The 19,084-nt window shown below is 49.4% G+C and carries 23 protein-coding genes and 1 other annotated feature (1 of these 24 cut by a window edge); of the genes, 2 read left to right on the plus strand and 21 right to left on the minus strand.

The features are described from left to right. Positions 1 to 95 (plus strand) — a binding site (T-box leader) (it extends 119 nt beyond the left edge of the window). Positions 96 to 174: 79 nt separating this feature from the next. Further along, a complete protein-coding gene (gene tyrS / locus RBB45_RS20510) occupies positions 175 to 1,422 on the plus strand; it encodes a tyrosine--tRNA ligase (protein WP_306010276.1) in 1,248 nt (415 codons plus the stop codon). Positions 1,423 to 1,470: 48 nt separating this feature from the next. Here tyrS and RBB45_RS20515 read toward each other — a convergent pair whose 3' ends face one another. The 6 genes from RBB45_RS20515 to RBB45_RS20540 form a co-directional block, all read right to left on the minus strand. Next, the gene (locus tag RBB45_RS20515) at positions 1,471 to 2,943 is read right to left on the minus strand and encodes a SulP family inorganic anion transporter (protein WP_009795761.1); all 1,473 of its coding nucleotides are present in this window, start codon (positions 2,941 to 2,943) and stop codon (positions 1,471 to 1,473) included. A 233-nt stretch (positions 2,944 to 3,176) separates the two neighbouring features. Further along, positions 3,177 to 3,560: a VOC family protein gene (locus tag RBB45_RS20520; protein ID WP_306010294.1), complete on the minus strand. Its 384-nt coding sequence runs from the start codon at positions 3,558 to 3,560 to the stop codon at positions 3,177 to 3,179. Then, positions 3,560 to 4,351 carry a class I SAM-dependent methyltransferase gene (locus tag RBB45_RS20525; RefSeq protein ID WP_306010277.1) on the minus strand — a complete coding sequence of 264 codons (792 nt, stop codon included), beginning with the start codon at positions 4,349 to 4,351 and terminating at the stop codon, positions 3,560 to 3,562. Before RBB45_RS20525 ends, RBB45_RS20520 begins: the two co-directional genes overlap by 1 nt. Positions 4,352 to 4,688: 337 nt before the next feature. Continuing rightward, a complete protein-coding gene (locus RBB45_RS20530) occupies positions 4,689 to 5,003 on the minus strand; it encodes a DMT family transporter (RefSeq protein ID WP_009795753.1) in 315 nt (104 codons plus the stop codon). A 2-nt stretch (positions 5,004 to 5,005) separates the two neighbouring features. Then, positions 5,006 to 5,350, minus strand: coding sequence for a DMT family transporter (locus tag RBB45_RS20535; protein WP_009795752.1), 345 nt, complete (start codon positions 5,348 to 5,350; stop codon positions 5,006 to 5,008). Positions 5,351 to 5,355: 5 nt separating this feature from the next. Then, the gene (locus RBB45_RS20540; RefSeq protein WP_306010278.1) at positions 5,356 to 5,943 is read right to left on the minus strand and encodes a TetR/AcrR family transcriptional regulator; all 588 of its coding nucleotides are present in this window, start codon (positions 5,941 to 5,943) and stop codon (positions 5,356 to 5,358) included. Positions 5,944 to 6,082: 139 nt separating this feature from the next. On the opposite strand from RBB45_RS20540, the gene RBB45_RS20545 reads away from it, so the two are divergent. After that, on the plus strand, positions 6,083 to 6,898 hold the full coding sequence (locus RBB45_RS20545) for a GNAT family N-acetyltransferase (protein ID WP_224952220.1): 816 nt from the start codon (positions 6,083 to 6,085) through the stop codon (positions 6,896 to 6,898). 19 nt (positions 6,899 to 6,917) lie between these two features. Here RBB45_RS20545 and RBB45_RS20550 read toward each other — a convergent pair whose 3' ends face one another. Genes RBB45_RS20550 through RBB45_RS20620 form a run of 15 tightly spaced genes read right to left on the minus strand, consistent with a single transcriptional unit; the run spans position 6,918 to position 19,048 of the window. After that, the gene (locus RBB45_RS20550; protein ID WP_129614043.1) at positions 6,918 to 7,325 is read right to left on the minus strand and encodes a YdbC family protein; all 408 of its coding nucleotides are present in this window, start codon (positions 7,323 to 7,325) and stop codon (positions 6,918 to 6,920) included. Then, the gene (locus tag RBB45_RS20555; protein WP_094769361.1) at positions 7,326 to 7,943 is read right to left on the minus strand and encodes a histidine phosphatase family protein; all 618 of its coding nucleotides are present in this window, start codon (positions 7,941 to 7,943) and stop codon (positions 7,326 to 7,328) included. Between the two features lie 14 nt (positions 7,944 to 7,957). Then, on the minus strand, positions 7,958 to 8,674 hold the full coding sequence (locus RBB45_RS20560; protein ID WP_306010279.1) for an ATP-binding protein: 717 nt from the start codon (positions 8,672 to 8,674) through the stop codon (positions 7,958 to 7,960). Then, a complete protein-coding gene (locus tag RBB45_RS20565) occupies positions 8,671 to 9,165 on the minus strand; it encodes an ECF transporter S component (RefSeq protein WP_009795746.1) in 495 nt (164 codons plus the stop codon). The genes RBB45_RS20560 and RBB45_RS20565 overlap by 4 nt, the downstream gene beginning before the upstream one ends. 2 nt (positions 9,166 to 9,167) lie before the next feature. Continuing rightward, positions 9,168 to 9,749 carry a cob(I)yrinic acid a,c-diamide adenosyltransferase gene (locus tag RBB45_RS20570; RefSeq protein ID WP_009795745.1) on the minus strand — a complete coding sequence of 194 codons (582 nt, stop codon included), beginning with the start codon at positions 9,747 to 9,749 and terminating at the stop codon, positions 9,168 to 9,170. A 19-nt stretch (positions 9,750 to 9,768) separates the two neighbouring features. Beyond that, the gene (locus RBB45_RS20575) at positions 9,769 to 10,197 is read right to left on the minus strand and encodes a bifunctional adenosylcobinamide kinase/adenosylcobinamide-phosphate guanylyltransferase (RefSeq protein WP_306010280.1); all 429 of its coding nucleotides are present in this window, start codon (positions 10,195 to 10,197) and stop codon (positions 9,769 to 9,771) included. Then, entirely contained in the window at positions 10,149 to 10,781 is a 633-nt protein-coding gene (locus tag RBB45_RS20580; protein WP_306010281.1) for a histidine phosphatase family protein, read from the minus strand. The genes RBB45_RS20575 and RBB45_RS20580 overlap by 49 nt, the downstream gene beginning before the upstream one ends. Then, positions 10,730 to 11,521 (minus strand): adenosylcobinamide-GDP ribazoletransferase, encoded by a 792-nt coding sequence (gene cobS, locus RBB45_RS20585; RefSeq protein WP_094769365.1) that lies wholly within the window; start codon positions 11,519 to 11,521, stop codon positions 10,730 to 10,732. Before cobS ends, RBB45_RS20580 begins: the two co-directional genes overlap by 52 nt. Next, complete coding sequence (locus RBB45_RS20590; protein ID WP_306010282.1) at positions 11,518 to 13,023, minus strand: cobyric acid synthase; 1,506 nt, start codon at positions 13,021 to 13,023, stop codon at positions 11,518 to 11,520. The genes cobS and RBB45_RS20590 overlap by 4 nt, the downstream gene beginning before the upstream one ends. Further along, a complete protein-coding gene (locus RBB45_RS20595) occupies positions 13,020 to 13,598 on the minus strand; it encodes a bifunctional adenosylcobinamide kinase/adenosylcobinamide-phosphate guanylyltransferase (RefSeq protein WP_306010283.1) in 579 nt (192 codons plus the stop codon). The genes RBB45_RS20590 and RBB45_RS20595 overlap by 4 nt, the downstream gene beginning before the upstream one ends. Then, entirely contained in the window at positions 13,577 to 14,650 is a 1,074-nt protein-coding gene (cobD, locus tag RBB45_RS20600; RefSeq protein ID WP_306010284.1) for a threonine-phosphate decarboxylase CobD, read from the minus strand. The genes RBB45_RS20595 and cobD overlap by 22 nt, the downstream gene beginning before the upstream one ends. Next, positions 14,625 to 15,590 carry an adenosylcobinamide-phosphate synthase CbiB gene (gene cbiB, locus RBB45_RS20605; protein ID WP_009795738.1) on the minus strand — a complete coding sequence of 322 codons (966 nt, stop codon included), beginning with the start codon at positions 15,588 to 15,590 and terminating at the stop codon, positions 14,625 to 14,627. Before cbiB ends, cobD begins: the two co-directional genes overlap by 26 nt. Beyond that, the gene (locus RBB45_RS20610) at positions 15,587 to 17,050 is read right to left on the minus strand and encodes a heme ABC transporter ATP-binding protein (RefSeq protein WP_306010285.1); all 1,464 of its coding nucleotides are present in this window, start codon (positions 17,048 to 17,050) and stop codon (positions 15,587 to 15,589) included. The genes cbiB and RBB45_RS20610 overlap by 4 nt, the downstream gene beginning before the upstream one ends. After that, on the minus strand, positions 17,050 to 18,111 hold the full coding sequence (locus RBB45_RS20615; protein ID WP_224952195.1) for a FecCD family ABC transporter permease: 1,062 nt from the start codon (positions 18,109 to 18,111) through the stop codon (positions 17,050 to 17,052). The genes RBB45_RS20610 and RBB45_RS20615 overlap by 1 nt, the downstream gene beginning before the upstream one ends. Further along, the gene (locus RBB45_RS20620; RefSeq protein ID WP_022543241.1) at positions 18,077 to 19,048 is read right to left on the minus strand and encodes an ABC transporter substrate-binding protein; all 972 of its coding nucleotides are present in this window, start codon (positions 19,046 to 19,048) and stop codon (positions 18,077 to 18,079) included. Before RBB45_RS20620 ends, RBB45_RS20615 begins: the two co-directional genes overlap by 35 nt. Between the last annotated feature and the right edge of the window lie 36 nt (positions 19,049 to 19,084).

Raw genomic sequence — 19,084 nt, forward strand, 5'->3', positions numbered from 1 at the left:
TGAAGTAGCAAAGGACGGACGGTCCGTTATCCGAACGAGCGGAAGACAAGTGTCTTCAACAAGGGTGGTACCGCGTGCAAAACCACGTCCCTTTTTACAGGGATGTGGTTTTTTTGTGCGTTCAAAACTCATCAGGAAGTGCCGCAAACAAAAAAAACATAAGGAGGATATATCGTGGAGAATTTTATAGAAAAGCTGAACCCCGACCAGAAAAAGGAGCTTGAAAGGCAATATCAGCTTTATACCAGCGGCACTCAGGATGTGGTGCCTCTTCAGGAGCTGAAAAATAAGATCGCCAAATCACTCTTCCTCGGCAAGCCGCTGAAGGTGAAGCTCGGGCTTGATCCGTCCGCACCTGACGTCCACCTGGGCCATACTGTCGTATTGAACAAGCTGAAGCAATTCCAGGAAAATGGCCATACCATCCAGCTGATCATCGGCGACTTTACCGGAAAAATCGGGGATCCCACCGGAAAATCTGCAGCAAGAAAACAGCTGACTGACGAAGAGGTGAAGCATAATGCGGAAACCTACTTCCAGCAATTCGGCAAAGTGCTTGATATGGGCAAGGCCGAGCTTCATTATAATTCCAAGTGGCTGTCTGCCCTTCATCTCCAGGATGTCATCGAGCTGGCCGGCAAAATCACAGTCGCCCGCCTGCTCGAGCGGAATGATTTTTCTGAACGGCTTGGGGCAGGGAAGCCCATTTCTCTCCATGAGTTTTTCTACCCGCTCATGCAGGGCTATGATTCAGTAATGCTCGAAAGCGATATTGAACTTGGCGGCAATGACCAGCATTTCAATGTCCTCATGGGAAGGCATTTACAGGAGCACTATGGCAAAGAAAAACAAGTGGTAATCCTTGTTCCTCTTTTGGAAGGGCTCGATGGAAAAGAGAAAATGTCAAAGTCCAAGAACAATTACATCGGGGTGGACGAAAAGCCGGAGGATATGTACGGTAAAGCCATGTCGATTCCAGATGAACTGATGGAGAAATACTTCCGCCTTGCTACAAGCCTGCCTCTTGCTGAGAAGATGTCCATCAAGGAAAAGCTTGAAGAAGGGTCACTTCATCCCCGGGATGCTAAAATGCAGCTTGCCAGAACCATTGTCAGCATGTACCACGGACATGAGGCTGCCGAAAAGGCGGAAGACCATTTCAAAAGCGTTTTCCAGCAGGGCTCCATGCCGGAAGACATGCCTGCCCTTACATGGGATGGCAGTGATGAGCCAGATCTGCTGGAATTGCTGATGTTTGCCGGCTTCTTCCCTTCCAGAAGCGAAGCCAGACGGATGGTTCTAAACGGCGGTGTCAGGATGAATGGCGAAAAGGCTGAAGACATTAACACGAAGGTTTCTTTGCAGGCAGAGCTGATCCTGCAAGTTGGAAAGAGGAAATTCGCCAGGATAAAAAAGGTATAAAATAAAAAAAGGGAAGACACCGTTTAGGATATCTTCCCTTTTTCTATATTAATGGCCGGAAAGCTTTGCGCCTTCCTGTTTGTGGACAGCCAGCTTATCAACCAGATGCAGGCTCGGCTCATTGAGGCCGATCAGCTGGACGCTTGTTCCATTTTCGCGGAGCTTCATCACAATTTTATCAATGGCAGCTACAGCAGAGTCATCCCAGACATGTGCTTCAGAGAGATCGATGACTACTTCCTTCGCCGTTTCCTTCAAATTAAAACTGCCGGCAAAATCAGTAACAGAAGCGAAGAACAGTTGTCCTGTCACTTTATAGGTGCGTTTTCCTGCTTTTTCATCCAGGATCGTCGACACCTTTACCTTTGAGATTTTGGCAACGAAGAATATTGCACTGAGGAGCACCCCAGCAAACACGCCTTTAGACAGGTCATGAGTGAAGACAACTGTTACAACGGTTACGACCATGACAATGGAGTCCGTGGCAGGAACCTTTGCCATATTGCGGAGAGAAGTCCAGTCAAATGTACCAATGGATACCATAATCATGACTCCTACTAGCGCAGCCATCGGAATCTGGACAACCAGGTCGCCGAGAACGAGAATCAGGAACATCAGGAACACACCGGCTGTCAAGGTAGATAACCTTCCCCGGCCCCCTGACTTCACATTAATGACGGATTGGCCAATCATCGCACAGCCGGCCATCCCGCCGAAAAATCCATTAATGATATTGGCAATCCCCTGCCCTCTGGCTTCACGGTTTTTGTTGCTTTCCGTGTCGGTCATATCATCGACAATGGAAGCAGTCAAAAGTGACTCAAGCAGGCCGACAATGGCCAGTCCGAGGGAATAAGGGAAAATAATCTTCAGTGTTTCCAGGTTCAGCGGGATATCCGGAATCAGGAAGACCGGAAGCTTTCTTGTCAGCTCTCCCATGTCTCCTACTGTCCGTACATCCGAACCTGTCGTTATCGCAATGATAGAAATGACAATAATGGCAACAAGCGGCGATGGGACAGCCTTTGTCATGCGCGGAAACAAATAAATGATCGCAAGCGCACCGGCTACCATGGCATACATGACCCATGTAGCATCGACAAACTGTTCAAGCTGCGCCATAAAAATCAAGATGGCGAGCGCATTCACAAATCCGATCATCACGGACCTTGGAATGAATTTCATAAACCTGGCCAGCTTAAAGACACCCAGCAGCAGCTGAATGATCCCGGTCAGGATGGTGGCAGCGAACAAGTACTGGAGCCCATGGTCTGCAACAAGCGTAACCATCAGCAGCGCCATGGCTCCTGTTGCCGCTGAAATCATCCCCGGCCGTCCGCCGACAAATGCAATAATGACCGCAATGCAAAAAGAAGCATAGAGACCGACCATCGGGTCTACACCTGCAATAATGGAGAAGGCGATCGCCTCGGGAATCAGCGCAAGCGCTACGACAATCCCGGCCAGGATATCTCCTCTGACATTGCCAAACCATTGTTCTTTAATTGATAAACCTTTCAAATGAACACCCCTTAATTTATTTGGATTTATAATGTGACTTTGAACTCTCATCAAAGTCCGGGCCGACAAAAACATAGAGTATCATACCATATTCCAGATAATTTACAAGAGGTGGTGTAAGCGCTGAATTAGTGATTTTCTGCTGTTTTTCTTTGATTTTCTTTAAAATACTTATCCGGATGAATCCTGATGATGCAAAAAAATAAGCCCTCTAAAAAGAGGGCCAGGCGTTTTTAGCCGATAGGCGTGCAACTCTCAATATAATGCCCATCCGGATCTTCCATATAAGCGACAGTCTGCCCCCATGGCTTTTTTACCGGCTCCAGCAAAATGCGGACTCCTGCCTTGCGTGCCTTTTCAATTGTCCCTTCCACATCCTCCGTCACAAAGCCCAGCTCCATCGTCTGCTCTTCCCGGAAACCTGCTGGTATTGGAAGATCTGTCAGTTCACGCCCATTTTCCCGAGTGTTCATGGAAAGGATCGTACTGCCTGTGTCATATTCTATATAGGTGCCGAATTCATTTTTCAGATTGAGACCGAGAAGTTCGCCATAAAACTGCTTCGTCTTTTCCAAATCCTCAACATATAAAATAATATAGCCCAGCTTCAAACTCATCATTCCGCCCCTTTCAACAGGCCGGCACTTCCGGCCGGCTTTTGCGCTTTTATAATGAACCGGTGCGACCGGACTTCCGTATAGCCCGTCCGCTGGATTTCCCCGTGCAGCTCCCTCAGCTTTTTTTCGTATCTCGCGGCAGTAAACCCTTCTATCTGCCAGGGAATGGCCTTCAAATAGTAGAGAATGGCGCCGACATCATAGAATCTTGTATAAGGGTATGCTTCATAAGAATCGACAATATGGAAGCCGGCATCTTCAAGCTGCCGGACTGCCTTTTCCAGATGCCATCCCTCATGCCCGAAATCCTCTTTAGCGCCAAGCATACGGTTCAATCCTAAGTTATCAGTTCCGCCAACCTGCTGGGTTATAAAGACCCCTCCGGCCTTCAGGATGCGGTTCACTTCCTGCGTATCATACGACTCATGGCGGTTAATCACGAGATCAAACAAACGGTCACCAAAAGGCAGTCCCGAATCATCTTTTACCTCATAAACCTCTATTCCCAGCGGCCTTAGACGTTCTGCTGCAATCCCTATATTTGGCCCGTACCCTTCTGTGGCTGCTGTATAGGACGGAAGCGGGGATAATAAGGAAAGAAACTCTCCTCCGCCGGTACCCATATCCAGCATGGATGCCGCATTCAACATCTCAGGCAGCACCCAGTTCGTATAATTCCAGGCCAGCGGCTCAGAGGCCATCCTCCCTGTTTCCGTCAGATAAGAGAAGTCCCATCCTGTAAATTCCTTCTCAGCTTGTTTTACTAAAAAATCAAAATATGCTCTGTACATTCCGTCTCCTCCTGTCTATTGTTCATTAACTTAGCAAAATAGAAGAAGGCGGCCCCCTTATCGGGTTGCTAACTGTCGGTTAACAGATAGTACATGGATTATGACTCCTTTTTTCTTATATTCTAGCATTTACGTAAGGTTTTTTTATAATTTTTTGAATTTTTTTATGAGGTAAATTGGCAATAAATGTTGCATGGAAAAATTATCACTATTTTTAGGTAGAATCCAGCTGATTACAGATAGAAAAAACTAAAATTCAGGTAGAATAACTCTGAAATCAGGTAGAAACAGCCGAAATAAAAGCAGCAGCTCTACATTTTAGAGCTGCTGCCTCTGCTTAGCTGATCGTTTTTAAGCCAATAACCCCGCCAATGATCATCCCGATAAATATAACCCGTTTCCAATCCCGGGATTCACCGAAAAACAGCATGCCGAGCAGCACGCTTCCGGCTGCACCGATCCCGGTCCAGATTCCGTAGCCGGTGCCAATCGGGATCTCCAGCAGTGCCCGGGAAAGAAAATAAAAGCTGATGAAGCCAGATAAACCGGATAAGAGTGTATATTTTTTTCTTGTGAAGCCTTCAGACAGCTTCATGAAAATGACGAATCCTATTTCACCGAATCCCGCCAATACTAAATAAAACCATGACATGCCTACTCAGCCCCCTTTTCTGTCTCTTCTTCTTTGGAGGTCATTTTCAGCCCGATGATGCCGCCGAGCAGCAGCGCCAGGAATAAAAGCTTCACAGCCCCGCCCGGCTCCCCGAGGAACATCATACTGACAATTACAGTCCCCGCTGCTCCGATCCCGGTGAATACTGCATAAGCTGTCCCGATCGGGATGGTTTTCATCGCATTTGAGAACAGCATAAAGCTGATGATAATCAATATAATGGTGATGGCCGCCGGCAAAGGCTTTGTGAATCCTTCTGAATACTTAAGCCCGAAGGCCCACCCTATTTCGCATATTCCTGCTGCAAATAAATAAATCCAAGGCATGGATGCTACCCTTCTTTCTTCATGATGATTCCGGCCAGGAAGATCTTCCATGCCGATTCTCTCCGTTTGTTGTATTCCTCCCGGCTGTAATAATGCTGTTCGACCAAAAGCCCGTCAATCAGGCAATAAAATGCTGCAGCCATTTCGCCGCTTCCGGCCGCCGTGAACATCGACTCTTTTTTACCGTGCTCAAATAAGCCCTGCAGCATGTCAGTGGAATGCTTTTCATATTCAAAAAATTCTTCTTTCAGCTTTGGACCGAGATCAGCCGGCGGAAAAAATATCGCCCGCTTAAAAAACTGGATATTCTCATTTTCTTCCCTCAACTCGGTCAGCGCATCAAAAATCGCCTTGATCGTATCAAGAGCATTATCAGAGCTTTGATCGTCCATGGCTTCCTTAATGGTGAGCAGCTCCAAGGAAACCGTATCCCGGAAAACCGACAGGAACAGCTCTTCTTTTGATGGAAAATGCGCATATAAAGAAGGGGTTTTTATGCCAACCGCCTTGGCGATGGCAGACAGCGGCGTTCCCTCATATCCTTTTTCAGCAAAAAGCTTTAATGCTGCTTGTTTGATTTGCTGTGAGGTCATCTTGTTTCAACTCCCTAACTATCGTTAGTTAGAATTATAACAAAATGAATCCCTGTATTCAATAGAGAAAATTGTTTCTGCTGCCTCACTAAAATAAGGGAAAATATGATAGTGTTTTTTTGACAGGAGGATGCTAATGATGATTACGGAACTGGATAAAGAGGAATTCAGCAGATGCAGGAAGCTGCTTCACCCGGAAGGGCAATTAGAAGCTGCCGCAGTAATAGAAGGGGCCAGTGCAGGAAGGGTTTTTGCAGACGATAGACTCGCCCCTACCACAGGTCTTATTTGGCTCGGGAATAATGACGGCTTTATTTTCATTGGTGATGAAAACAATGAAAATTTTAACGGAGCTTTAAATGCTTTTATAGACAGAGTGATTAAAACCGAGGCAATGAAAGTTCAGTTAGAATGGTTCGAAGCTATTGGCAATCATGATGAATGGAATAAGACGATGGAAAAAGCTTTTGCCCGCCGGGAGCTTGGCAGCTGGAAGCAAAGAATATATAAATTAAAGCCAGGCAGCTATTCTGATGACTTTGACGACTCTGCTGAAGAAGGCTATGAAACCATAAGAATCAAGAAGGAACATTTTGAAAAAGGAAAAAACAAATTCCTTCAGGATAAGATTAGCCTGTACTGGCCAGCACCCGATACATTTTTAAAAGAAGGAATAGGCTATGCTTCTATACATAAAGATGAAATCATCAGTGTTTGCTTCTCAGGATTTGTTGTGGGGAACGTCCACGGAATTGATATTGAAACACTCAAGCCCCATCAAGGAAAGAAATTAGCGCAAAGCTTAGCCCGCAAGTTTGTACAAGAATGTCTGCAAAAAGAGAGAATTGCCTATTGGGACTGCATGGAAATGAACAAGCCTTCCATCGCTGTTGCAGAGCGCCTTGGATTTACCCATGTTTCAACGTATACCGGCTTTGAATTCCCACTAAAATAAAGCTGAGGGTCCTAGACTCTCAGCTGATTGTTGCCCGTATTTCCCACTCCCCGACAAGCTCTACTTCACCAGCCGGAATGTCCAGCCGTGCCCCAAAGGAATCGAGAAGTTCACTGCTCGCTGCATGCCTGTGAACAATATCCTCATCCTCCTCAAAAAGCGCCGCCGAAATAGATTGCAAGTATCTCATTTGTGATGACGCACCTATGAGACTATCATGCAGATTAGACATAAAATAATCGTAGCTTGCCCTGCTTTCCCACAAACCGAAGATAACAGCATCGGCATCCCCTTCCGGTCTGGTCCAGCCGCCGAACTGCCGGATAAAACCGGGGACGTGCTTCAATGGCTCCCATCCCATTTGGGCGAGACTGAACTCTTCCCTGGAAGCTGAGTCAACCCCGCACCTGATATATTTCACGAGCATTCAGCCTGGCACTCCGATATGGGAAAGATCACCGGCAAGTACAAGCTCAAGCTCTCCGTCCCTGTATGTCATATGGGTGAGGCTTGTGCCATGGATGAACGGGGGTTCCCATATTTCATTGACTGTCACCTTATTGGCAAGCATGACTGCCGTTTTGATGACAACCGCGTGGGTGACGATCAGGATTTTCCCTGTGCCCCGGCTGGCCCCCAGCTCCTGCAGGAACCCGGCCAGCCTGGTCTTCACATCCAGGAAGGTTTCTCCCTCCGGGTTCTCAAACTTTTCCGGCTCGTTCCAGTAATAGCCATATTGTTCAGGAAAGAGCATCTTTATTTCTTCGCCTGTTTTTCCCTGCCACAGGCCCAGATGGATTTCCATCAGCCTTTCGTCCGTACGGATGGACGCAGTGCTGCTTCCGGCAAGCTTTTCGGCTGTCTGGATGGTCCGGGAGCTTGGGCTTGAAATGATTTCGTCAAATTGCATCTCACGCAAATATTCCCGAAGCCTTTCAGCATCCCCCAGCCCTTTTTCAGTCAAATTCGAATCAAGCCTGCCCTGCATCCGTCCCGATTTATTCCATTCCGTTTCACCATGCCTTACAAAATATAAATCAAGCAAGTTTCATTCCTCCTCTAGTTGATCTCCAGCTGATGATGAAAGCTTCCCGCCTTCATCAGGATTTCCTGCTCAAGCTCCCTGGGATAGGAAGCGATGAAGCAGCAGGATGGCCCGCCTGACTTCAGCAGGTCCACACCCTTGCAGGAAAATTCATCTCCAGTGAACTCCCTATTGGAGAAAAGCTGGTTCAGCTCATAAAGTATTCCCTTCGAGCCGACAGGTTGCGTACGGACTCCATCCATCCTGGTGATTTCTTTGAATAGCGAAAGCGGTGCAATCGCCCCTGTTTTTTCCAGGACCTCTTCGCCGACAAGGGGCAGCCCGATAACCGCCAGCTTCTCCCGGCCGGTATAAAGGGGCAGAGCTTCAGGGCTGCCTGTCATTTTTCCGATAATGATCAGCCCGACCGCCGTTTGAAGGAGAGCAAAATTGCTTTCGGTGCTTCCTGTGACAGTTAAGTCTACAATCCCCGCTTCCTCTGCACCCTTCTCAATGCCCCCGGCAAGCGAATGCCAATGCTCGTCCCCTGCAAAATTGTGCAGGACGGCTGCAAAAGGAACACCGCCGGCTGAAAGATTTTCCATGACAGCCGTGCGAAAAGCAAAATAAGCAACCGTATCATACGGGACCTTTACATGGTCAGCCTCCTTCAGGCCGATGCCGCCGCTGTTGTCGCTGCTGATGACCAGAGTTTCTCCGTTTCCGCCTGATATGTATAATACGTCCCTCATTCCGGCACATTCCCTTCCCTCTGCCTCTCACCAAGCACCCGGCTGATGCGAGGGACTGCCCAGAAAGCCAGAATACCATTCAGGACTGATCCTATCAGAAGGGAAGGCACAATTGCGATATAAAAACCAGTCCCCATTAAAAAAAGGAACGGGAGCGGCGCTGCAAATGTGTTGCCTGCTGCAAAAATAACGAAGGCCATCTTCCTCCGGCCGCTTCCCCACAGTTTTCCGTACACCCAGACCAGAACGGCCATTTCAGCAGCAACGAGAAAATGAAGCGGTCCGAGCGGCATCCCGCCGACCAGTGCCGACAGGAGGTGGCCGAGCCCGGCCACAATGCTGCCGGCTCCGCCCCCCAGCAGGGCAGCGGCAGCTAAGGCTGGAAAGGAATCGAGTGCCACACTCCCTATAACCGCCGGAATTTTGACAGCTGCCCCAATGGCTGAAAAAGCAATGAACAAGGCAGCCAGCATCATCTTTTTATTTTTCACAATCAGTTCTCCTTGCGCTTTCCGCCGCGGAAAACCTTCGCACTGCGAACATATTCCACATCCTTCACTTGAAGGCGGAAATTAATCACCCTCGCCAATGCGAAGAAGTAGTCAGAGAGGCGGTTCATATACTGAAGGCAAACTTCAGGAACCTTTTCTTCTGTTTTGATGAGTGTGACGATGAGCCGCTCTGCCCTTCTGGATACCGTCCTTGCTATATGGATGGAAGCAGAAGGCTTTGAACCTCCAGGGAGGATGAAGCGTTCTAGCTCGGGCGCCTCTTCAATGAATTCATCGATCCTGCTTTCCAGATAATCGATGGATTCCTGCCCAAGCTTCAGTTCCCTTTTAGCCGACACATTGGCCAGGTCTCCTCCGCAGTCAAACAGCTCATGCTGAATCTTTTCCAGATCATCCAGCACATCCTTGAATACTTCCCCATCCAGCTCAGTCATGGCCTGTCCGACAAAGCAGTTCACCTCATCAACCGTGCCATACGCTTCAACCCGGACATCGTCTTTATCCACCCGGCCGCCAATGATGCTTGTCTGCCCTTTGTCGCCTGTCCTTGTATAAATCCTCATCTTCATTTCCCCTATCTTTTTATTTTAATTTCCGGCTGATGCCATACCAGATCAGATCGACCCTTTCAGCAGCTGCTGCGGCATCCTGGAATATCCACCCGGCGGCATCCCGCCAATCCCGGTCTTGTTTTTCCATCGGTACAATCCCTTTTGTGATATCTGTCCCGATCAGTACCAGTTTTCTTTCCTGCACACCAGCTTCCCAGCGGAGCCAATCATCTAACCGCTCCTTCCACAGGGCTCTTGCCGGATCCTTATCCATTCTCTTTATATCTTCGCGGATCCACTGTTCGATTCCTTCCAGAATGACACAGTTTGGCGCCGCACGAGAAGCTTCAGGCAACCGCTCGCCTATATATGCATTATGCCAGGCAATGGTTTCCCCTTCATACTGCCTCTTCACCCAGGCAGCTTTCCCGTTGAAGCTTCCTCCAATAATAAAGTGCATCTTTCACCCCTCCTGAACCCATTGTCTTCCCAGATAAGTGTGATGGCGCCGGCATGCGGGGCTCTCCACTCCCAGAACGGCCTTTCCTCTGGGGCAAGCATTGTCAACAGCTGCCGGATCACCCCGCCGTGCGTGACGACAGCAGCTCTTGTTCCTTGATGCCGGATCAGGATGGTCCTGATTTTTTCCCAGCCATGCATGACCCTTTCAGAAAACTGCCCATAATCCTCGCCTTCCGGTATCGGGGCGGTAAAAGGATCATTGAGCCAGGCCTGGTAGGCAGGATCATTCTTCAGCTCTTCATAGACACTGCCTTCCCATCTGCCAAAATTTATTTCCCGCAGCTCCTTCAGCTTGAGAGCATCTCCTCCGGGCAAAAGACCGGCAGTCTCGAGGCAGCGTCCCAGATCGCTTGAAAAAATGAAAGGAAATTCAGGCAGGGAGCGGGCCCAGCCTTCAAATCTTCGTTTCTCTTCATGGCATAAGGCAGAGTCTGACCAGCCGAGATAGGCTTTGTGCCTGTTTTGTTCTGTCAGGACATGGCGAAATAATGTAACAGCCACAGTACCATCCATAAAAAGCATTCAGCTCCTTCTGCAGATGCACCCAGCACATCCCCTGTAATTCCGCCAAACCATTTAACCGACTTTACAGCGGCAAACATCAGAAAACCTGCTGCTGCCAACAGCAGAATCGCCGCATGGACTGCAAGGCTGATATCTGCCATAGCATACAACACGAACACCAGCAGCACTGCCGCCGGGTAAAAGGCCAAATCCCTGGCACTGGCAGCTTTTTGAAACATTGCCCCCAGTCCTTCAGGCTTTGCCGGTCGCACCTGCATCAGGAGGACGCCCATGATCTGCTTTCCGAGAAACGGAATCAGGGCAATGAGCCAATATGCCTCCGGCTGTTGCTGAAGCACTATTTCGTATATGAACAAAAAGCGTGCGGCAAGAAGCACAATGACCGAAAGGACGCCGAACGCACCTGTGCGGGGATCCTTCATGATTTCGAGCCGCTTCTCCCGATCCTGATAAGAGAAGAAGGCATCGCTCGCATCCATCCAGCCGTCCAGGTGGATTCCTCCTGTCAGGATAATCATGGCAAGCCATAGGGCAAATGCCGAGGCGAGCTGCGAAAACGGGGTCCATTCCAGGAATCCATACAGCACCAGGCTGTAAAAGAGTCCCTGGAGAAGCCCGAGAATTGGAAAAGTGATCACGGCCCTTTTCAAATGGACTTTATCCATCGGTATCTGCATCGGCACCGGAATGCTTGTGAAAAATTGAATGTTGATCAAAAATCCTTTAATGGTTTTCATGTATTTTCATATCCTATAATTTCTTTGATTTTATCCCACTGAAGATGCTGCTTTGCCTCATTGGCGAGTTTCTCAAAGCGTTCGTCCTTCATGTCTCCGATCCGTACAGGCTCCTTTTGCGGCAGGCCTTTTTCCTTCCGGATGCTGCCAAGCCACCTGTTTCTGAAGCCGTCATTATGAAAAACATGATGAAGATAGGTCCCGATGACCTTTCCGCCGCTGCCGCTATAGCCTTCCTCCCGGCCATCTTCGATCAAAAATAAACTCCTGCCTGCATCTATGCCTTTTTTGGCTGTTTGGCCAAGGTGAATCTCATAGCCTTCAACACTGCCGCTGCCAAACCCGGCGGATGCTATGTACGAACCCTTCGCCTGGACGGTTATTTTTTCTCTGAAGAAGGTCGTATCAGCCTCTATGAGGCCCAGCCCCTTTGCTTTCACGCCTATCGTACCGCTGTCGGTCCCTTCAGGATCATACAGCTGCTCCCCTAGCATCTGGTAGCCGCCGCATATTCCGGCAATCCTGCAGCCCTCCCCGGCAAGACGGATAATAGAACGGTCCAGGCCGGCTGCCTTCAAAAACTGCAGATCATGGATTGTACTTTTCGTCCCCGGGATGATGATGGCATCCGGCTTGCCCAGCTCAGCAGCATTTTTCACCCAGCGCACCGACACGTCTTCTTCATAGAGAAACGGTTCAATGTCGCTGTAATTTGATATATACGGCAGCCTGATTACCGCAATATCAATCTTCCCTCCCTGTTTCCTGTAAAAGCTGTCCTCAAGGGAAAGCGAGTCCTCTCCATCAATCATATGGTTATCAAAATGGGGAAGAACGCCAAGAACAGGAATCCCTGTCCGCTCCTCCAGCCAGGAGATGCCGTCCGCAAACAAATCCGGGTCGCCCCTGAACTTATTGATGATCAAACCCTTTACCCGCTCCCTTTCTTCAGTCGTGAGCAGCTCAAGGGTGCCGATGATGCTTGCAAACACGCCTCCACGGTCGATATCCGCTGTCAGGATGACCGGGATGTCAGCCAGATCGGCCACCTTCATGTTGACAAGCTCCCTGTCCTTCAAATTGATTTCCACCGGACTCCCGGCACCTTCTGCAACAATGACATCAAAATCGGCTTCAAGCTTTTTCAATGATTTTTGGATTACATCCAGGCCCTTTTCATAAAAATTCTCACGGTAGCTGCGGCCGGAATAGGTTTGAACTGCCTTTCCAAGCAGGACCACCTCTGAGCTCATATCAGATTTCGGCTTCAGCAGGATCGGGTTCATCCAGACTGTTGCCTCGGTCCTTGCCGCTTCTGCCTGGATGCCCTGCGCCCGGCCGATTTCCCTGCCGTCCGCCGTCGCATAGGAATTATTGGACATATTCTGCGACTTGAACGGCGCCACCCTGAGGCCCTCATTGGACAGCAGCCGGCAGAGAGCAGTAGCGATAAAGCTTTTCCCCACATCTGAAGCCGTTCCCTGTATCATGATGCCTTTCATGGTTTTCTTCCTTTCATAAGAAGCGGTATTCCCGCTTCCACAAGATAAGCCTGGACTGCCATTCCCACAATCCTCTGATGAAGCCGGCCAAGCAGCCTGGCGTATATATGGGACACACTCCCTGTTTCAATCGGTTCATACTTAACTTCATTGCTGACAATGATTAATGCCGCCGCACTCTCTTTAAGAGAGTGGATATCAGTAAGGATCCGCTCCTTGACCGCTTCCTGAAACTCCGGACTCTCCCATCTGCCGCCTGTCCCGAATAATTCATTATTCAACAGAGTGGTCAGGCAGTCCAGAAGCAGCACATCCCGCTTTGTAAAAGCTGCAGACAGCTCCCCTATTCCTGCAGGCTGTTCCCAGGTCCTCCAACCGCTGCCGCTTTCATCCCGCTGCTTTTGATGCAGCAGGATCCGCTCGGCCATTTCATCATCCGAGCTCTTCCCTGCGGCAATATAATGAAGACGGCCATTGGAGGCGGCAGCTCGGGACTCTGCTGTTTTTTCCGCAAAGGTGCTTTTGCCGCTGCGGACGCCTCCTGTAATGAATATCAGTCCTTCTGACCTGTCCATTCGTCGATCGCCTCCATCAGCTTCTGATTGTCTTCTTTCCCTTTGACGGCAAACCGCAGCCAGCGCCCTGAAAGGCCGGGGAAATTATAGGTATGGCGCGGGACAACCCCTTTTTCCAGCAAAAAGAAGAACAATTTTTCCTGGTCACCCAGCTCCGGGTGACGGAGCAGATAAAAATTGGTTTTCGATTCGGACACGAGCAAGCCTTTGGCCTTGTAGAAGTTAAAGAGCCTGCTTCTTTCTTTTTCCATATAAATTTGTGTTTCCTCTATGTATAGATCTTCATCCAGACAAATCAGCCCTGCCTGCTGGGCAGCGGAGTTGATGCTCCAATGGTACTGAAAGCGGGCCATTCCCCTGATCAGCTCAGGTTCTGCCAGCACATAGCCGAGCCTCAGACCCGGAATGCTGAACATTTTTGTCATGCTGCGAAGAAGCATGAGGTTCTTGTATTCTGAAAGCAGCGGCACGAGAGATTCATAATCCGGCAGAAAATCATAGAAAGCCTCATCTACGATGACGAGTGTTTCGGGACATCCCTCTAATAATGAAACGATTTCTGCACGGCCATAGTATCTGCCTGTAGGATTAGCCGGATTGCAGAGAAACAGGGCATCCGCTTTCCCTCCTGCCTCACAGAGTTTTGCCGTATCAAGTTCCCAGCCTCCTTCTTCCAGCTGAAAATAGCTGATGTCACAATCATTCACTCTGCAGGCCTGTTCATATTCAGAGAAAGCCGGCTGAACAATCATGACTTTTTTTCCGGCCAGAAGCCTTGCTGCCAGACTGATCAGCTCTGATGCCCCGTTCCCGGCCAGTACATACTCTCCGGCGATGCCTTCCTTTTGAGCCAGCCTGGCAGTCAGTTCTGCTGCAAAGGGGTCCGGGTAAACAGGCAGCTCATTGAAAAATGAATGCCAGTCTGCCTTTAACCGTTCTGGCGGCCCCATAGGATTGATATTGGCACTGAAGTCCAGCAGCTCCGATGGCTCCGGCAGCCCAAGTGCCTTAAATAAATGCTGCGGATTAGATCCATGTGACGGCCAATTCAAAGAGCATTCCCCCCAGCCATAAGAATAATAGAAATAATAAAGACGTCCTATTCATAATCTCAATAACCGACAATATATGGCCTTTTTCCAGGACAGCGACAGGGTCGCCCATTCTTGCCCTGTCAGAGACGATCCCTTTATAGTAATTGATGCCTCCGAGCTGCACACCCATCAAGGCAGCAGCTGCCGCTTCTCCCCAGCCGCTGTTCGGGCTCGGGTGCTTCCTGCTGTCCCTGATGAGGATGTTCCATGCTTTCTTAAAGCTGGTATGCTCGGGCTTTTTTCCGAGCAGCATCAGGAGGCCGGTCAGCCGGGCCGGGATAAAGTTCAGCAGATCATCGAGCCGGGCAGAGGCCCAGCCAAACGCAAGATACTTTTCGTTCTTATAGCCTGCCATAGAGTCGCAAGTATTGGCTGCACGGTATAAGAGAGCCAGAGGTGCTCCGCCGATGAGCGCCCAAAATAGAGGAGCAGTGATCCCGTCACTCGTATTTTCTGCAACCGTTTCTACTGTTCCTCTTACAATGTCCGGCTCCTCCAGCTTTTCTGTATCACGGCCGACTATATAGGATAGCTTCAGGCGTGCTTCAGGCATGTTGTCTCTATGAAGCGGACCATAGACCTCAAGCGCCGCTTCCTTCAGGCTTTTTTGCGCGATGGTGGTGGAAATGAGGATGGCTTCGATTATGATTCCTGCCAGCGGATGGATGTAATAGCCGGAGTATGTGATGGCACTTGCAGCAAGGAATACAGTACCAAGGACAGCCAGGACCATGATGGCCCCTTTCAGCTTCCGCCTGCCGCCCCGGTTCCATTTTTTATCCAAAAATAGAATAAATGACCCGATCCACCGGACTGGATGGGGCCATTTAGGCGGATCTCCAATAAGCAGATCCAGCAGAAACGCAAGGGTAAGGGCAGCCAGATGATAAACCATCATGATGACACCCTCTTCCGGTATTTGTGGAGCGCTTCAGCTGTACAGTCATATACGGCTTTGCTGATCAGCTTGCCAAGCGGTGTAATCGTTCCTGCAAACTCCAGCCTTTTCCCTGATTGGGCCGCAGCAATCAGGATGCTGTCTGTGCTAGTGCCTGTTGCCAGAGTGCCTGACACCTTATCCTCAACACCATGGTCATGAAGCAACTTCACCTTTGTTTCCGTGGCTGTCATGATGCTTTGAATGAACGCTTCTTCTGTAAGATTTCCGTTGATGAAGATCCATGTGTTGATCGTGCCTGGGGAAAACTCAAAGCTGTGCAGGCCGCTTTGGGAAGCGTCTACAGCATTCCCTGTTCCCGCGGTGACAACTGCAAGGAGAGAAAAGCCGTCGGATTCATAGAGCCTGTAGCTAGCGTCGGCCACCTGGACGGCTGTCATCATGCCGACCGTCTCGCCTGGCTCATAGCCCTTTTCCCGCAAATATTCTTTCATTTCTGCCCGGTGGTCACTGCAGTCATAAGTGTTCGGCACCTGACGGTTAACAAACAGCCTGTGCCAGCCTACCCCGGCTCCTGCCACCCCCGATGACATCGTACGGAGCGGGAAAGGAGAATTTACAAGCACATGGTCTTCATACACCTGGACATCTTTTTCGCCGATAATGGCCGGTTCAGCAGTCAGGTCCCCTGGCAGAATTGCCATCTGCGGGGCAGGGACGGCAGGATGTGCATGCTTCATAATATCCGTCTGATAGACTGTGCGGATCCGGTCCTCATGGAGCACTTCATTCGGGACATCTGCCGCGACAACCTTCCCGTTCTCCATCAAAAGCAGCCTGTCGCAATACAGCGCCGCAAGATTCAGATCATGGAAAATGGAAATAACGGTCATCCCGCATTCCTTCGCCCATATACGCAGCAGGTCAAGCAGCTCTTTCTGGAATGATAGATCCAGATGGTTGGTCGGCTCATCCAGGAGCAGGATCTCAGGTTCCTGGGCAAGGGCCTGGGCAAGGAATACCCTCTGCCTCTCCCCGCCGGAAAGCTCATGGATATAATGGTCCTTGAATCCTGCGACCCGCGTCTGTTCCATCACGCGCTGGACGGTCTTTTCATCCTCTTCAGACCAGGTCTGGAACCACCCCTTCTGATGGGCATACCTGCCTAAAGAAACCGTTTCTTTGACTGTATAAGAAAAAGACTGTGATGAATGCTGCGGCAGCACCGCAATGACCTTTGCCAGCTCTTTCACAGAGAACTCCGTCAAAGGCCTGCCTTTTACAGAAATGCTCCCGCTCTTATAGGAGAGGATGCCGCTCAGCATTTTTAAGAGAGTTGTCTTTCCGCTTCCATTTGGGCCGAGGATGCCGAACAGCTCCCCTTTTTTCACTGAAAAACTGACCTCTTTAATAATGCTTTCGTCTGCGTAGCCGCCGGTCAATCCTTGTATGCTCAGCATCAGACAGCCCTCCTATTTCTTCTTTTCAGCAAAATGAGTGCAAACACAGGCGCTCCGATGATGCTCGTAATGACGCCGATCGGCAGTTCTGTCGGCGAGATGACCGTCCGCGCGACCAGGTCGGCAAGAATCAGGAAGCCTGCGCCGGTCAGCATCGACAAAGGCAGCAGATGGATATGGTCTGGCCCCCACAGCCGCCTTGTCAGATGCGGGATGACGAGGCCGACAAAGCCGATGGTGCCTGACACCGCGACGGCTGCGCCTGTTAAAATGGAACCAGCCACAAGGACCATCATTTTTCTTCTTTGCACATTTACGCCCAGATGCTGTGCACGCTCTTCTCCAAATGACATGGCATTCAGCTCTTTCGCATTCATTATCAACAGAAGGCTTCCTATAATGAAAAACGGCAGGATGATGCGTATATAAGCCCATCCCCTCATTGAAACGCTTCCCATGATCCAGCCGATGATCTGCCTGAGCTCTTCTCCAGTCAGGGCAATCATGAGCGAAATGAGCGCACCAAGAAAAGAACTGACAATGATACCTGTTAAAATGATAGTTTCCACCTTCATGGCCCTGTCAATTCTTCTTGCAAAAAACAGCACGGCGAATATAGTCAGGAATGAGAAAACCATGCTGAGAATAGGCAGTGTAAAGAGGCCGGCAAACGGGATTGATATTTGAAAAAAAAGCACCAGCACTGCACCGACAGACGCACCGGATGAAACCCCCAGTGTATAAGGATCTGCAAGCGGATTCCGCAAGAGGCCCTGGAAGGCTGCCCCCGCAATGGCGAGGGAAGCTCCTACAAGCCCGGCAAGAATGACCCTGGGCAGGCGGATATTCATCACAATATTGCTGTGCATCGGGTCAACTGAAGCATCAAGCTGAATCGGCAGAAGCTTAGACCCAACTATATTAATGATAGAAGGAATCGGCACAGAGACTGTACCGATTGAAATCCCCACCAGCATGCACAGGACAAGGAAAGCGGCTGCAAGCACATAGGCTGACAGCTTATTCTTACTTAAATACGTCCGGATAGACAGCTTTGGCAAATTCCTCTACTCCTTCAGCAAGCCTTGGACCGGAGCGGCTTACTGTATCTGAATCCACACTGAACACCTGCTTGTTTTTAACGGCATTTACATCCTGCCAGCCTTCACGGGCGAGCACCTCTGCCACAGCATCTTCATTGCGGTAGCCGGAAGTGGAAATGATCACGTCCGGATTTTCCTTGATGATGGCTTCAGGATCTACCTTTGGCCACCCTTCTTCTTTTACAATATTCTCTGCATTAATCATCGTAAGCATTTCATCCATGAATGTATTTTTCCCAGGCGAATAAATCTCCGGCGCTGGAGACACCTCTACAAACACTTTCTTCTTTTCTGTTACGCCAGCAGCTTTTTCTTTGATTGCCTCTATCTTCTCTTTCATGCCGGCAATCACTTCTTCTGCTTCTTCCTTTGCACCTGAAGCGGTACCGATCATCTCGATCGACTCATATACCTGTTCAAAGCTCTGGGCATCATTGACAACCAGCACAGCGATTCCTGAATCTTTCAGCTGCTGCAATCCTGCAGTTGAATTATGTGCGCTTGAAGCGTGTGCAAGAACCAGGTCTGGAGCAAGGGAGATGATTTTTTCAACATTGAACTCCATTCCGCCGATCTTTTCTTTATCTGCTGTTTCTTCTGGATAATTATCAAAATCAGATACCCCAACCACTTCTTCTCCCAGACCAAGTGCAAACGCTGTTTCCGTGTTGCTTGGAATCAGAGAAACAATCTTCTCCGGCTTTTCTTCAATGACAACTTCTTCACCGGCGGCATCTGTGATTGTAACAGGAAATTCTGCTTTTTCTGTTTCAGTCTCTGTCTGTTCAGTGCTGCTGCCATTGTCCTTTTCAGGCTCTGCCGCTGAATCGCCGCAGCCTGACAGAACACCAGCAGCCAAAAGCATGCTGAATAATAATGAATAAAGCTTTTTCATGGTAAATCCCCCTGTAGAATAAATGTCGCAAAATTC

It is taken from the genome of Bacillus sp. MMSF_3328 (genome assembly GCF_030733525.1).
Taxonomy (GTDB): Bacteria; Bacillota; Bacilli; order Bacillales; family Cytobacillaceae; genus Bacillus_AB; species Bacillus_AB infantis.

Bases quoted from the DNA above. Each gene is read 5' to 3' on its own strand.
- RBB45_RS20520 (WP_306010294.1), bottom strand. From the start codon at position 3,560: ATGAGTTTGAAGCTGGGCTATATTATTTTATATGTTGAGGATTTGGAA.
- RBB45_RS20525 (WP_306010277.1), bottom strand. From the start codon at position 4,351: ATGTACAGAGCATATTTTGATTTTTTAGTAAAACAAGCTGAGAAGGAA.
- RBB45_RS20530 (WP_009795753.1), bottom strand. From the start codon at position 5,003: ATGTCATGGTTTTATTTAGTATTGGCGGGATTCGGTGAAATAGGATTC.
- RBB45_RS20535 (WP_009795752.1), bottom strand. From the start codon at position 5,350: ATGCCTTGGATTTATTTATTTGCAGCAGGAATATGCGAAATAGGGTGG.
- RBB45_RS20540 (WP_306010278.1), bottom strand. From the start codon at position 5,943: ATGACCTCACAGCAAATCAAACAAGCAGCATTAAAGCTTTTTGCTGAA.
- RBB45_RS20545 (WP_224952220.1), top strand. From the start codon at position 6,083: ATGATTACGGAACTGGATAAAGAGGAATTCAGCAGATGCAGGAAGCTG.
- RBB45_RS20550 (WP_129614043.1), bottom strand. From the start codon at position 7,325: ATGCTCGTGAAATATATCAGGTGCGGGGTTGACTCAGCTTCCAGGGAA.
- RBB45_RS20560 (WP_306010279.1), bottom strand. From the start codon at position 8,674: ATGAGGGACGTATTATACATATCAGGCGGAAACGGAGAAACTCTGGTC.
- RBB45_RS20570 (WP_009795745.1), bottom strand. From the start codon at position 9,749: ATGAGGATTTATACAAGGACAGGCGACAAAGGGCAGACAAGCATCATT.
- RBB45_RS20575 (WP_306010280.1), bottom strand. From the start codon at position 10,197: ATGCACTTTATTATTGGAGGAAGCTTCAACGGGAAAGCTGCCTGGGTG.
- RBB45_RS20580 (WP_306010281.1), bottom strand. From the start codon at position 10,781: ATGCTTTTTATGGATGGTACTGTGGCTGTTACATTATTTCGCCATGTC.
- cobS (WP_094769365.1), bottom strand. From the start codon at position 11,521: ATGAAAACCATTAAAGGATTTTTGATCAACATTCAATTTTTCACAAGC.
- RBB45_RS20590 (WP_306010282.1), bottom strand. From the start codon at position 13,023: ATGAAAGGCATCATGATACAGGGAACGGCTTCAGATGTGGGGAAAAGC.
- RBB45_RS20595 (WP_306010283.1), bottom strand. From the start codon at position 13,598: ATGGACAGGTCAGAAGGACTGATATTCATTACAGGAGGCGTCCGCAGC.
- cbiB (WP_009795738.1), bottom strand. From the start codon at position 15,590: ATGATGGTTTATCATCTGGCTGCCCTTACCCTTGCGTTTCTGCTGGAT.
- RBB45_RS20610 (WP_306010285.1), bottom strand. From the start codon at position 17,050: ATGCTGAGCATACAAGGATTGACCGGCGGCTACGCAGACGAAAGCATT.
- RBB45_RS20620 (WP_022543241.1), bottom strand. From the start codon at position 19,048: ATGAAAAAGCTTTATTCATTATTATTCAGCATGCTTTTGGCTGCTGGT.